Source organism: Thalassotalea sp. G20_0 (assembly GCF_017744175.1).
In the GTDB taxonomy this organism is placed as follows: Bacteria; Pseudomonadota; Gammaproteobacteria; order Pseudomonadales; family Endozoicomonadaceae; genus Endozoicomonas.
This window is the reverse complement of record NZ_JAGHQV010000017.1, coordinates 53,185-66,358: the sequence shown is the minus strand read 5'-3', so window position 1 is coordinate 66,358 and position 13,174 is coordinate 53,185. Positions and strand designations below refer to the sequence as shown.

General features: G+C 53.2%; 11 protein-coding genes. All 11 read left to right on the top strand.

Annotated features, from left to right (window positions below; translation table 11 throughout):
- Positions 1–167: 167 nt before the first annotated feature.
- The 11 genes from mraZ (at position 168) to murC (ending at position 13,167) form a co-directional block, all read left to right on the top strand.
- A complete protein-coding gene (gene mraZ / locus J7438_RS12270; protein ID WP_101746672.1) occupies positions 168–623 on the top strand; it encodes a division/cell wall cluster transcriptional repressor MraZ in 456 nt (151 codons plus the stop codon).
- 111 nt (positions 624–734) lie between these two features.
- Positions 735–1,670 (top strand): 16S rRNA (cytosine(1402)-N(4))-methyltransferase RsmH, encoded by a 936-nt coding sequence (rsmH, locus tag J7438_RS12265; RefSeq protein WP_209276777.1) that lies wholly within the window; start codon positions 735–737, stop codon positions 1,668–1,670.
- Positions 1,670–1,981 (top strand): cell division protein FtsL, encoded by a 312-nt coding sequence (gene ftsL / locus J7438_RS12260; protein ID WP_209276751.1) that lies wholly within the window; start codon positions 1,670–1,672, stop codon positions 1,979–1,981. The genes rsmH and ftsL overlap by 1 nt, the downstream gene beginning before the upstream one ends.
- Positions 1,978–3,813, top strand: coding sequence for a peptidoglycan D,D-transpeptidase FtsI family protein (locus J7438_RS12255; RefSeq protein WP_209276750.1), 1,836 nt, complete (start codon positions 1,978–1,980; stop codon positions 3,811–3,813). The genes ftsL and J7438_RS12255 overlap by 4 nt, the downstream gene beginning before the upstream one ends.
- An 11-nt stretch (positions 3,814–3,824) precedes the next feature.
- Positions 3,825–5,408, top strand: a complete 1,584-nt coding sequence (locus tag J7438_RS12250) for a UDP-N-acetylmuramoyl-L-alanyl-D-glutamate--2,6-diaminopimelate ligase (RefSeq protein WP_209276749.1) — start codon at positions 3,825–3,827, stop codon at positions 5,406–5,408.
- On the top strand, positions 5,360–6,820 hold the full coding sequence (locus tag J7438_RS12245; protein ID WP_209276748.1) for a UDP-N-acetylmuramoyl-tripeptide--D-alanyl-D-alanine ligase: 1,461 nt from the start codon (positions 5,360–5,362) through the stop codon (positions 6,818–6,820). The genes J7438_RS12250 and J7438_RS12245 overlap by 49 nt, the downstream gene beginning before the upstream one ends.
- Positions 6,820–7,902: a phospho-N-acetylmuramoyl-pentapeptide-transferase gene (mraY, locus tag J7438_RS12240; RefSeq protein ID WP_209201188.1), complete on the top strand. Its 1,083-nt coding sequence runs from the start codon at positions 6,820–6,822 to the stop codon at positions 7,900–7,902. Before J7438_RS12245 ends, mraY begins: the two co-directional genes overlap by 1 nt.
- 23 nt (positions 7,903–7,925) lie before the next feature.
- Positions 7,926–9,368 carry a UDP-N-acetylmuramoyl-L-alanine--D-glutamate ligase gene (murD, locus tag J7438_RS12235; RefSeq protein ID WP_353620129.1) on the top strand — a complete coding sequence of 481 codons (1,443 nt, stop codon included), beginning with the start codon at positions 7,926–7,928 and terminating at the stop codon, positions 9,366–9,368.
- Positions 9,362–10,603, top strand: coding sequence for a putative lipid II flippase FtsW (gene ftsW / locus J7438_RS12230; protein WP_209201190.1), 1,242 nt, complete (start codon positions 9,362–9,364; stop codon positions 10,601–10,603). Before murD ends, ftsW begins: the two co-directional genes overlap by 7 nt.
- Positions 10,596–11,717 (top strand): undecaprenyldiphospho-muramoylpentapeptide beta-N-acetylglucosaminyltransferase, encoded by a 1,122-nt coding sequence (murG, locus tag J7438_RS12225; protein ID WP_209276747.1) that lies wholly within the window; start codon positions 10,596–10,598, stop codon positions 11,715–11,717. The genes ftsW and murG overlap by 8 nt, the downstream gene beginning before the upstream one ends.
- Positions 11,710–13,167, top strand: a complete 1,458-nt coding sequence (gene murC, locus J7438_RS12220; RefSeq protein WP_209276746.1) for a UDP-N-acetylmuramate--L-alanine ligase — start codon at positions 11,710–11,712, stop codon at positions 13,165–13,167. The genes murG and murC overlap by 8 nt, the downstream gene beginning before the upstream one ends.
- Positions 13,168–13,174 lie beyond the last annotated feature (7 nt).

Sequence of the window (13,174 nt, the reverse complement as noted above, 5' to 3'; positions counted from 1 at the left end):
AGTGGTGTAAAGTGGATTATTGTGGGGCGAATTGGCGGGACCAATTGGTGGAACGAAACAGGTGGAGCGAAATGGGTGGTCGAATGGAGTTGGCTCTCATTAGTGCTTTTTATAAGTGATGGTCACTTTAAGGTTTTCAGGGGTTCGGGGACCAGGGAGAAGGTAATGTGTTTCGCGGTGTAAATGCCATTAATCTGGATGCCAAAGGGCGTCTTGCCATACCAGCCCGTTATCGGCAGGTGTTGCGGGATCGCTGCGGTGGTGCCCTGGTGGCAACGATTGACACCGACGAACCTTGCTTGCTGATTTATCCATTGGATGAGTGGGAGCTTATTCAGCAGAAAATTGAAGCACTTCCCAGTTTTCATCCAATGACCCGCCGGATTCAGAGGCTCTTGATTGGTCACGCCACCGATGTAGAGCTGGACGGCAATGGGCGTATTCTTATCCCTCCACTGTTGCGTGACTACGCAGGTCTTGAAAAACGCAGTATTTTGCTGGGTCAGGGCAAGAAGTTCGAGCTTTGGGATGAACGTTGCTGGAATGAGCGCCGCGACCAATACCTGAAAGAAGCCAGTGAGTCAGAAGAGATTCCGATGGAATTGCAGTCGCTCTCTTTGTAAATCATTTTTTTGCTGTTTTTGAGTTAAGTAAAGCTTTGTGAAAAGTGTATGAAATCGTTAAATCGTGTTGGTAGTCAGGCAGGTGGTGATAAAGGTGGCCATAAAATGGTAATGCCCGGAAGTGAAGTGGCTAACCATGTACATAAAACAGTGCTGCTGAATGAGGCTGTCGATGCGTTGCTCACTGATCCTTCCGGAGTCTATGTCGACGGCACTTTTGGCCGAGGCGGCCACAGTCGTTTGATTTTGAACGCCCTGACAGAGCAGGGACGGCTGGTGGGTATTGATAAAGATCCATTGGCCATTGCCACTGGTGTCCAGCTGGCCAGCGAGGACCCACGCTTTGCAATTCATCACGGTTCTTTTACCGATGTGGATTCCGTGCACAGTGGCCAGTTGGTAGATGGGATTTTGCTGGATCTTGGGGTTTCTTCACCCCAGCTGGATGATCCGGAAAGAGGTTTCAGCTTTATGCAGGAGGGACCTCTGGATATGCGGATGAATCACCAGGATGGCGAGACTGCCGCTGGCTGGCTGGCACGGGCGGAGGAGCAGGAGATCAGCCGGGTAATCTGGGAGTATGGCGAAGACCGCTTTTCCCGGAGGATGGCCAGAGCCATTGTCAGGGAAAGGGATATTGAACCGATTCTGACCACCCGGCGGCTTGCCGATATTATTGCTGCGGCCTGCCCCACCAGGGAGAAGGGTAAGCACCCGGCGACCCGTGCGTTTCAGGCCATCAGAATCCATATCAACCGGGAGCTGGAGGATCTGGTGCTTTGCCTGGATCGGGCCCTGGAAAAATTGAAGCCAGGTGGCCGGCTGGTGGTTATCAGCTTTCACTCATTGGAAGACAGAATTGTAAAACGGTTTATCCGCAAGCATCAAAAGGGGGATGAGCTGCCAAGCTGGCTGCCGGTAACAGAAGATCAGTTGAATCGACGGATGAAAAGTCTGGGCAAGGCGATCAAACCTTCCAGGCAGGAAGTGCAGGAAAACCCCAGGGCACGAAGTGCGGTTATGCGTGTGGCAGAAAAGCTGGTTTGATGATGGGCCTGATGGATAGTGGTCTTCTGGTGTGTATGCATCTTATTCGCTCTTATGGTGCTGCCCTTTTGCTGTTGTTACTGGTGATATTGTCGGGATTGTCTGTGGGGTATGTTTCCTACGAGAACCGTCTTCTGAATAACCGGATTCAGCAGGAGTTGGAGAACCGGAACAGCGCACAGGTTGAGTGGGGTAAGTTGTTGCTGGAACACAGCACACTGACATCACCGGGAAAAATTGAACAGGTTGCCAGGGAGAAACTGGGCATGGATGTGCCAAAGACCAGCCAGATAGAGATGGTTCTGCCATGATTCAGGGGCGAACTCAGGGACAGAAAGTATCACAGCGAAACCGGTCAGCTGCCCAGAGCAAAGCTGGCAAGGGGGCTGTCTGGATTGGCCGTGTGGTGAATGGCCTGACCCGGAAGTGGCGACTGAAAATGCTGCAATCGGTTCTGCTGGTGGCAGGGCTGGCTATTGGTTACCGGATTGTCGATTTGCAATTGCTGGATCGACACTTTCTGCAAAATGAAGGTGATAAACGTTCTGTTCGCTATGAGTCAGTGGCTGCGCACAGGGGCGTAATTTTTGACCGCAATGGTGACCCTCTGGCGGTCAGCACGCCGGTTGTAACGATCTGGGCTGACCCTGAAGTGCTGTATCAGGCCAGTGACCGCTGGCAGGTGCTGGCAAAGGCGCTGGGAGTTTCCCATAAGTGGTTGTCGGATCGCGTACAAGCGGCCAAAACCAGGGACTTTATCTACCTCAAACGGCAGCTGACTCCGGAGCAGGGGGCAAAGGTCATGGCATTGAGAGTGCCGGGTGTCCGGGCGATCAATGAGCACCGGCGCTACTATCCTGCTGCCGAGGTGACCGCCCATCTGGTGGGTTTTACCAATATCGATGAGTCTGGTCAGGAAGGCCTGGAGTTAGCCTACAATGATTGGCTGTCCGGCGAGCCTGGTCAGCGAAGGGTGCTGAAAGACCGTAAAGGTCAGCTTGCCCGACAGGCTGAGCTGATGAAAAGTGCCAGCCCCGGCAAGGAACTGATGCTCAGTATTGATCTGAGGCTTCAGTATATGGCCTACCGTGAGTTGAAAAAGGCGGTTGAGCAGCACAAGGCCAAGGCCGGTTCTTTGATTATGCTGGATGTCAAGACCGGGGAAGTGCTGGCAATGGTTAACCAGCCTGCCTACAACCCGAATAACCGGGCAGATATGCAGGCCCATAAGATGCGCAACCGGGTGGTGACCGATATGGTCGAGCCGGGTTCCACAATGAAACCTTTTGCCGTAGCGGCTGCCCTGGAGTCTGGTCAGTTTCACAAAGACTCAGTGATTAATACCGCACCCGGTTACCTGCGACTTGGCAGGGATCAGGTAAAGGATCACCGGAATTACGGTGCTATTGATGTGACCACTGTGCTGAGACAGTCCAGTAATGTCGGGGTTTCAAAAATGGCACTGGCCATTGGCCCGGACAAGGTGCTGGATTTGCTCCAGAGGGTGGGCCTTGGTCAAAGCACCGGAACCGGTTTTCCCGGTGAAAATCCGGGCTATTTGCCCTATCGGGATCGCTGGAGTGATATTGAGATTGCCACCTTATCCTTTGGCTACGGTTTGACGGTGACACCGTTGCAACTGGCTCAGGCCTATACCGTACTTGGCTCTGGTGGAATAATGCGCCCGGTCTCCCTGATCAAGAGAGATGTGGTGCCCGATGGAGTTCGGGTAATGGATCAGCAGATTGCTGATGATTTGAGAAAAATGCTTCGTGAGGTGGTCCATGGCGGAACCGGTGGCCGGGCGATGATCGATGCCTTTGAGGTTGGCGGGAAAACCGGAACGGCCAGAAAGGTGGGGCCAAACGGTTATATCAAGGATCGCTACATAGGTATGTTTGCCGGTTTGGCACCTATTGATAATCCACGGTTTGCCATGGTGGTCATTATTGATGACCCCTCTGGCAAGAACTATTACGGTGGCCTGATCGCAGCGCCGGTATTCTCCAGGGTGGCAGCCGGGGCGCTGCGAATGCTGGGGGTTGAGCCCGATGAGTTGGGTAATCCGGGGGCAGATCGGCGTATGGCATTTAATCCCCATGATCGGGATGAGCAAATTTCTACACCATTGGAAGAAGGTTAAAGCGAAAAGCAATGACAGCTGAGCAAGAGAATACTCTTAATGGCGTGCTTGCCGAACTGCAGCTACCGGTGGTAGCGGTAGACAAGAAGCTGAATCATATGACCCTCGATAGTCGCAAGATTACCGGGGGTGAGTTGTTTATTGCGATTCCCGGTATTCAGTCCGATGGCCGTAACTACATAGCCGATGCCCTGAAAAAAGGTGCCGCAGCGGTGCTGGTGGATGATAGTGAAGGGTTTGATCTGTCTGCAGCGGCAGGTAATGAGTCCGTTTTTTTTGTTCCGGGCCTCAGAGGCAAGGTGGGATCTCTGGCTGATCGTTTTTATCGGCAACCTTCTGAACAACTGAACATTATTGGCGTTACCGGCACCAATGGCAAAACCTCCTGTTGCTGGTTTATCTCTGAAATCCTCGGGCAGCTGGGCAAGCCCTGTGCATTGATGGGCACAGTGGGGCGCGGGATGCCGGGGCAGATGGAGGCTTCCTTAAATACCACCAGTGATGTGATTTCTCTGCAGCAGTACCTGGGGCAACTGGTATCGGATGGCGTAGAGGCGCTGGCCATGGAAGTGTCATCCCACGGGCTTGACCAGGGGCGGGTGTCCGGAGTCTCTTTTGAGGTGGCGCTGTTTACCCATATCAGTCGTGATCATCTGGATTATCACGGTTCTCTGGAAAGCTACGCAGCGGCCAAGGCCCGGCTGTTTTCCGAGTGTACCTACCGGTATGCGGTTATTGGCAAGGACGATGAGTTTTCACCGCTGATGCTTTCCTCCTGTCCACAGAATGCCAATATCACCACCTGGTCCCTGGAAGATGCTTCGGCAGATGTGTATCTCAGTAACATTGAGACGTTACCACAAGGTTTCAGGGCAACCCTTCATACGCCCTGGGGTGTGGGTACACTGGCTACTTCATTGCTGGGGCGTTTTAACCTGGAAAATCTGTTGGCGGTTATTGCTGCGTTGGGTGTTCAGGGATATGCACTTGATCGCCTTCTGGCGGCCATTCCGGCGATTTCTGCCCCTCCCGGCAGGATGCAGCGGTTTGGCGACGACGGTCAGCCGCTGGTGCTGGTTGATTATGCCCATACGCCGGATGCCATTGACAGTGTGCTTTCTTCATTGCGTGAGCACCGTGCGCAAATAGAGAGAATGATGCTTTCCGCAAAAGATTGCGAACAAGACGCCGGGAAAATTGTCTGTATATATGGGTGTGGTGGTGACCGGGACAGAGGTAAACGGCCTTTGATGACGTTCGCCGCTTTGAACGGTGCGGATAAGGCAGTGCTGACCAGTGATAATCCCAGAACTGAAGATCCCCTCCAGATCATTGCTGATGCGCTGGACGGTATTACAGAGAATGAGCGTCGGCGTATTCAAGTGATTGCGGATCGCTCTGAAGCCATCCGTTCCACAATTGCTTCCGCCAGTGCCGGTGACATTATCGTCATCGCGGGCAAGGGGCATGAAAATTATCAGGAAATTGATGGTGTTCGACATCACTTCGATGATGCAGAGCAGGTGCAGCTGGTATTGCAATCGCAATGCACAGGCGTTCGGTCGCAAAATGTTCAAGAGGGCGTGCAGGCATGATTGAAGCGTTGCCCCTTTCCGAGGTTGCCGAGATTGTTAACGGTCAGTTGCATGATCTGCCAAATGGTGAGCTGTCAGTCACCGGTGTCAGTATTGATACCCGAACATTGCAACCGGGTGATCTTTTTATTGCCATTAAAGGTCCCCGATTCGATGGCCACGATTACCTGGGCCAGGCGAAGGCGGCAGGTGCTGTTGCTGCCCTGACAGAACACTATGTCACGGGTGCCGCTCTGCCGCAGATTGTGGTAGCAAATTCCGAACAGGCACTTGGGCTGTTGGGTGCTGCCAATCGCAATCACTTTGCCGGGTGTCTGGTCGGTGTTACCGGCTCCTGTGGCAAAACTTCGGTTAAAGAGATGTTGCTGGCCATTTTCTCGGAAGCTGGCCCTACGCTGGCAACGCAGGGCAACCTCAATAATGCGCTGGGCACACCCTTAACGTTGTTAAGAATCAACGGATCCCATCAGTTTGCCGTGGTTGAGATGGGTACCAGTGCTCCCGGCGAAATTGAATACATTGCCAATATGGGTAGCCCCGACGTATCCGTGATCGTCAATGCCGCTGAAACCCATCTGGCGGATTTGAAGAGTGTTGAAGGGGTTGCCTGGGAAAAAGGTTTTATTCTGGATGCTCTGCCAGAAGATGGTACAGCAGTTCTGAATATGGATGACCGGTTCTACGGTCAGTGGTGTGAACGGGTTCTGCAAAAGTCCGGTCGACACATTATCAGTTTCAGTGCCCAGAGTTCTGAGGCGAACTGCTTTGCCAGTGATATCACGCCCAATCAGGAAGGCACCCGATTCACGTTACATATTCGCAGACATGGGCAGCAGCCAGAGCAACAATCGCTGCAACTTTCATTCTGGGGTCGCTACCAGGTGACGAATGCCTGTTGTGCGGCGGCGGTTGCACTTGCCTGTGGCTTGTCGCTGGACATTATTGCCCGTGGACTGGAAAATGCCCGACCTTATCAGCGGCGTGGACAACGCTTTGTACACTCGTCCGGTGCGGTCCTGATTGATGAAACTTACAATGCCAACCCGAAAGCGACGCTGGCGGCACTGGAGCAACTGGCGGACTGTGGAGGCAGGACCATTATGGTTCTGGGTGACATGCTGGACCTGGGTGAGATATCCAATGAACGCCATAGGGACATCGGCCGCTATGCGCAAGAATTGGGTATCCAGCAGTTTTTGAGTTTCGGGCCTTCTGCACGCCTGGCCAGTGAAGCCTTTGGCAGCGGACAGCACTTCGATGATAAAAGCGAGTTGATTGCCTTTCTGAAAGCACAGCTTCAGAGCATTACTAACAGCGACAGTATGGCTGTCATGGTGAAAGGATCAAAAGGGATGAAGATGTTGGACATTATCCAGGCTCTGATTGGGTCTGATTACAAGGGAGATGCCTGATGCTGGTCTGGCTGGCAGATTATTTAGCCCAGTATTACCATGGATTTCTGGTGTTCAAGTACCTCACGTTGCGGGGTATTCTCGGGGTCCTCACGGCTCTGGCCATGAGCTTATGGCTTGGGCCTCACTTTATTCGCAAGCTGAGTTTTTACCAGATTGGCCAGGCTGTCCGTGATGATGGTCCGCAAAGCCATTTAAGCAAGGCTGGCACCCCGACCATGGGTGGTGCCCTGATTCTTATCTGTATTGCCATCAGCACCTTGCTATGGGCCGATCTGAGTAACCGCTACGTCTGGGTTGTGCTGCTCGTTACCGGTATTTTCGGTGCGGTTGGCTGGGTGGATGATTACCGCAAAGTGGTTGAAAAGAACTCCCGTGGTCTACCTGCACGGTGGAAAATGTTCTGGCAATCGGTTGCTGGCCTTGGCGCGGCTTTTTTCCTGTTTTTTACTGCGCCATCCGCGACAGAAACAACCCTGATTATTCCCTTTTTCAAAAATGTCACGTTGCAGCTGGGGCCATTTTTTGTGGTGCTGGCCTACCTGACCATTGTCGGTTCCAGTAATGCCGTTAACCTGACGGATGGCCTGGATGGTCTGGCTATTTTGCCCACAGTGATGGTGGCTTCAGCCCTGGCAGTTTTTGCCTATCTGAGTGGACATGCAACTTTTGCCCAGTACCTGCTGATTCCTGCGGTGCCCGGAGCCGGAGAGCTGATGGTATTTTGTGCTGCCATCGCCGGGGCAGGCCTTGGTTTTCTCTGGTTTAACACCTACCCGGCCCAGGTCTTTATGGGCGATGTGGGTGCTCTTGCGCTGGGTGCTGCCCTCGGGGTTGTTGCTGTTATCGTTCGCCAGGAAATCGTGCTGATTATTATGGGCGGTGTTTTTGTTATGGAAACGGTCTCAGTCATTTTGCAGGTGGGCTCCTACAAGTTAACCGGTCGTCGTATATTTCGCATGGCACCGCTGCATCACCACTTTGAGTTGAAAGGGTGGCCTGAACCCCGGGTCATCGTGCGCTTTTGGATTATTACCATTGTGCTGGTTCTGATTGGGCTGGCATCGTTGAAAATTCGCTAACGGGTTTTAAGGGTAACGGGATTGTGACAAGAAGCACTCTTGTTAAGAAAACAGCTGCTCAGGAGTCAGCAGATAACGAGCCATCAGGGCTGATTGGCTCGAGCTGTAATCGTGTGATTATCGGTCTTGGTAAGACCGGGCTGTCCTGTGCCCGTTATCTTTATCGCCAGGGTTTGCCGTTCAAAATTATTGATACCCGGGAAACGCCACCGGGTGAAGCGCAGTGCCGTCAGCTATTTCCTGATGTACCCCTGCATACCGGTGGTTTCAATGAGCAATGGTTAATGACTGCCGATGAGTTGGTGGTTAGTCCGGGTATCGCTCTGTCGGAACCGGCCATTGCCAGGGCGATGGACAATGGCGCTATTGCTATTGGTGATATTGAGCTGTTTTGTCGAGCAGTCAATGCTGACTCGGCTTTCTCAACAAAAAAGAAGCCGCTCGTCGCCATTACCGGCTCCAATGGTAAAAGCACGGTGACCACGCTGGTTGGTGAAATGGTCAGCTATTCAGGGCTTAAGCCAGGCGTCGGGGGCAATATCGGAACCCCGGTACTTGATTTACTGGATGATGACAGTATTGATGTTTACATTCTGGAGCTTTCCAGTTTTCAGCTGGAAACCACCCATAGTCTCCGTGCAACGGCGGCGACGGTTCTGAACATCAGCCCGGACCATATGGATCGTTACCCGACGCTGGTTGAGTACCACCAGGCCAAGCAGCGTATTTACAAAGGGTGCGGAACCGCCGTATTTAACCGGGATGATCCTCTTACTTCCCCATTGCTTCCAGTGACTGCGGGAGCTGTGACCTTTACCAGTGGGTCTCCGGATCTTGGCCAGATGGGGCTTCTTGCTGACGATGACGGCATCTGGCTGAGCAAGGGGCTGGAAAAGCAGATCAATACCCGGCAGATGAAACTCAAAGGCCGTCACAATTATTTGAATGCCCTTGCTGCTTTGGCCCTGGGCGAGGCGATAGGTCTTGATGCCAATGCCATGTTTGAAGCGCTGATGGCCTTTCCCGGGTTGAAGCACCGTTGCCAATGGTTGGGTGAGCAGGGTGGCGTTGCCTGGTTTAACGACTCCAAAGCCACCAATGTCGGAGCCTCCGTTGCGGCTATTGAAGGCCTGGGTGAAGGGCTTGCAGGCAAGATTATTCTGATTGCCGGTGGTGATGGTAAAGGTGCGGATTTCTCTGATTTGCAGCCAGCAGTTGGGCGTTATGTCAGTCATCTGATATTGATTGGACGTGATGGGCCTGCCATTGAGCAGGCCGTGAAGGGAAGTGCAGAGATTCATAAGGCTGCCAGTCTGGATGATGCCGTCAGTCTCGCTGCGGAGTTGGCTGAACCAGGTGATGCGGTGCTGTTGGCACCGGCATGCGCCAGTTTTGATATGTTCAACAGTTTTGAGCATCGGGGTGATCGATTTGCAGAGCTGGTCAATGGTTTGATTTTATGCTGAAACGGGTCCGACACAGCTTTCTCACTGAGAAAGAGTCCATAGAGCAGGATGCAATGTCCACGAATGTTGACATGGTCCTGCTTGGGTCTGTGCTTGCCCTGCTGGCCATTGGCCTGGTGATGGTGGGGTCAGCCTCTATGGATGTTTCCAGTGCCACCTTTGGTGATCCACTGAGAGTTGTCTTTAAGCAGTTGCTGTTTATGGTGGCGGGGCTGTTTGCCATGGGCATTATGATGCTTGTGCCTGTCAGCCGGATTCAGCAGATGAGCTGGGTCGGCTTGCTGGTTGCCTTCTTCCTGCTGGTGTTGGTTCTGATTGTGGGCCGGGAAATTAATGGCAGTGTCCGCTGGATTCCCCTTGGCTTCTTTAACCTGCAAGCCTCAGAGGTCGCCAAGCTGTGTGTGGTGATTTATCTGGCAGGCTACCTGGTGAGACATCTTGATGAAGTGCGTACTCGCTGGAGTGGCTTTATCAAACCCATGCTGGTGCTGTCAGGATTGGCTTTGCTGCTGCTTGCGGAGCCGGATCTTGGTGCGCTGGTGGTGCTGACCGTGGCGGTGATGGGGATGATCTTTATGGCGGGCGCACGTTTCCACCAGTTTCTGGTCATGATTGCCGGCGTGATTATCCTGATTGTCCTGATGATCTGGATGGAGCCTTATCGTATGGCTCGTATCACATCTTACATGGACCCATGGGCCCATGCTTTTGGCAGTGGCTATCAGTTAACCCAGGCTCTGATCGCGTTTGGTCGGGGAGCCTGGCTGGGTGAAGGGCTGGGCAATAGCATCCAGAAGCTGTTTTACCTGCCGGAGGCGCACACGGATTTTGTCTTTGCCGTCCTGGCAGAAGAGTTTGGCCTGATTGGTTCGTTGCTGCTGCTTGGGCTGTTTCTGTTTGTTGCCTGGCGGTCACTGCAGCTAGGCTCAAGAGCGGAAGCCAGGGGAATGTTATTCCATGGCTTTGTCGCTTATGGTATTGCCCTGCTTTTTGCCTGTCAGGCATTGATTAACATTTCTGTGAATACCGGACTGCTGCCCACTAAAGGGCTGGCCTTACCCATGATCAGCTATGGAGGCAGCAGTTTAATTGTCAACTGTCTGGCATTTGGTATTTTGTTACGCATTGATTTTGAACGTCGTCTGACTAAAGCCACAGAGGTTAAGCCGGTTGCGGGGCGCAAGTCTCAAGAGCGAAAGACGAGTGAAGCCGCTGGAGGTAATACAAATGGCTGAGCAGGCAGTTTCTCAAACGCCTCCGGATGCACCCAAAGTAATTATTATGGCAGGGGGTACCGGAGGACATATTTTCCCGGGGCTTGCTACAGCCGGGGAGCTCATTAAGCAGGGGTGCCGGGTGCATTGGCTGGGCACTCCCGGAAGTATGGAAGCTGAGCTTGTGCCCGGGCATGGCATTGATATCAGCTTTATTCCGGTCACCGGCCTGCGGGGAAAAGGGTTGAGTTTTCTGTTGAAAGCCCCCTGGCGTCTGGCTGTTTCGTTATTTAAAGCCGTTCGGGTTCTGAGAGAACACCGACCGGTTTGTGTTGTTGGTATGGGGGGGTATGTCACAGGGCCGGGTGGTGTGGCGGCGCGGTTGTTAGGAATTCCCCTGGTGGTTCATGAACAAAATGCCGTGGCAGGCCTGACCAATAAACTGCTGGCCAGGATTGCTACCCGGGTGCTTGAAGCGTTTCCGGGAACCTTTGCGGGGCTCTCTTCACGCATTGCCAGGAAAGTCATGCTGACCGGGAATCCGGTGCGTCCGGAGATTGTCGCCGTTCCTTCCCATATACCACGCACTCCCTTAAGGCTGCTGGTAGTGGGGGGGAGCCGCGGAGCCCTGGCAATCAACCAGTTGATTCCCCGGGTTTTACAAAACTGTGGTGCTCAGATTGAAGTCTGGCACCAGACCGGTAAGGCAACCTTTGAGCAGTGCCTTGCAGATTATCAGCAGCTCGGCGTTTCCGGTCGGGTAGAGCCGTTTATTGATGATATGGCTCAGGCTTATGAGTGGGCGGATCTGGTCATCTGCCGCTCCGGCGCATTAACCATCGCGGAACTGGCAGCGGCAGGAAAACCCGGAATTCTGGTACCTTTCCCGTTTGCGGTGGACGATCATCAAACAGTGAATGGGCGTTACCTGGTCGATAGAGGTGCAGCCCTGATGGTTCAGCAAAAAGATTTGGATGTGGACGGTTTGACAAACATGATTTTGAAGCTGGCAGATAATCCTGAACAGCTTGAACGAATGGCCTCATCAGCAAGAACGGCCAGTTTGCCACAGGCAACTGATGTCGTGGTCAGGCTCTGCCTTGAAGCGGCTGGTAAGGAGGTCTCTTATGCCTAATGTAACGAGTCGGATTCCCGTTGTGGCGGTGCCAGAGATGAGGCGTATCCGCAAAATCCATTTTGTCGGTATTGGTGGTTCCGGCATGTGTGGCATTGCCGAGGTCCTGCTGAATCAGGGGTATGAAATCTCTGGCTCGGATATTCGCGCATCATCAGTGACTGAGCGCCTTGAAGGGCTCGGGATTAAGGTGTTTATTGGTCACCGTGCCGAAAATGTGATCAACGCAGATGTTATTGTCACCTCAACCGCGGTTGCCGGAGATAATCCGGAAGTGGTTGAGGGGGAAAGGCGTCGGCTGCCCATTGTTCCCCGGGCCCAGATGCTGGCGGAATTAATGCGTTATCGCCACGGCATTGCGGTGGCGGGTACCCATGGCAAGACCACCACCACCAGTCTGCTGGCTTCGGTTCTCGGGTTCAGTGGTATGGACCCGACTTTTGTGATTGGGGGCAGGCTCAACTCGGCCGGTACCAATGCAAAACTGGGTGGCAGCCGTTACCTGGTGGCCGAGGCGGATGAGTCTGATGCCTCTTTTCTGCATTTGCAGCCGATGGTGTCCATTATCACCAATATTGATGCTGACCATATGTCTACCTACGACGGTGACTTTGGCAAGTTGAAAAAGGCATTTATTGAATTCTTGCACAATCTGCCTTTTTACGGCGTCGCGATTGTCTGTATCGACTGTCCGGTTGTCAGAGAGCTGTTGCCGGAAATCAAACGACAGGTGATTACCTATGGTTTCAGTGAAGACGCGGATTACCGGGCAGTGAATGTTCGTCAGCAGGGCATGAGAACCTCGTTTGACCTGGTTCGTCGCACTGATGTCGAAGAAGCCCCTGTGACCATTGAACTGGGTATTCCCGGACGCCATAACGTGCTGAATGCTCTGGCCACGTTTGCCACGGCTGCTGATGAAGGCCTTCCGGATCAAGTGATTGCTGAAGGCCTGAGTCGTTTTGATGGTGTTGGCCGACGTTTCCAGGTGCTGGGAGAGTTTACTACCCGGGTTGGCGACGTGATGCTGGTGGATGATTATGGCCACCACCCAACGGAAGTGGATGCCACCATTAAAGCAGTTCGTGATGGTTGGGATGACAAACGACTGGTGATGATTTACCAGCCCCATCGTTTCTCTCGTACCCGTGACCTGTATGAGGATTTTGTCGATGTGCTGTCCAGGGTTGATGTTCTTCTGTTAATGGAAGTGTATCCTGCCGGAGAAGAACCGATTGCAGGGGCGGACAGTCGCTCACTATGCCGGAGTATTCGCCAGCGTGGACTGGTTGATCCGATATTTATTGCCCGTCCTGAAGAAGTTGAGTCAGTATTGGCGGATGTGCTTCAGGATGGTGACTTGCTGTTGGCTCAGGGAGCCGGGGATATTGGCGCGCTGGCTCTCAGGCTGGCTAGTGCTGAGTTGGCTCTGCCGAAGACAGAACAGTAAAGCTACG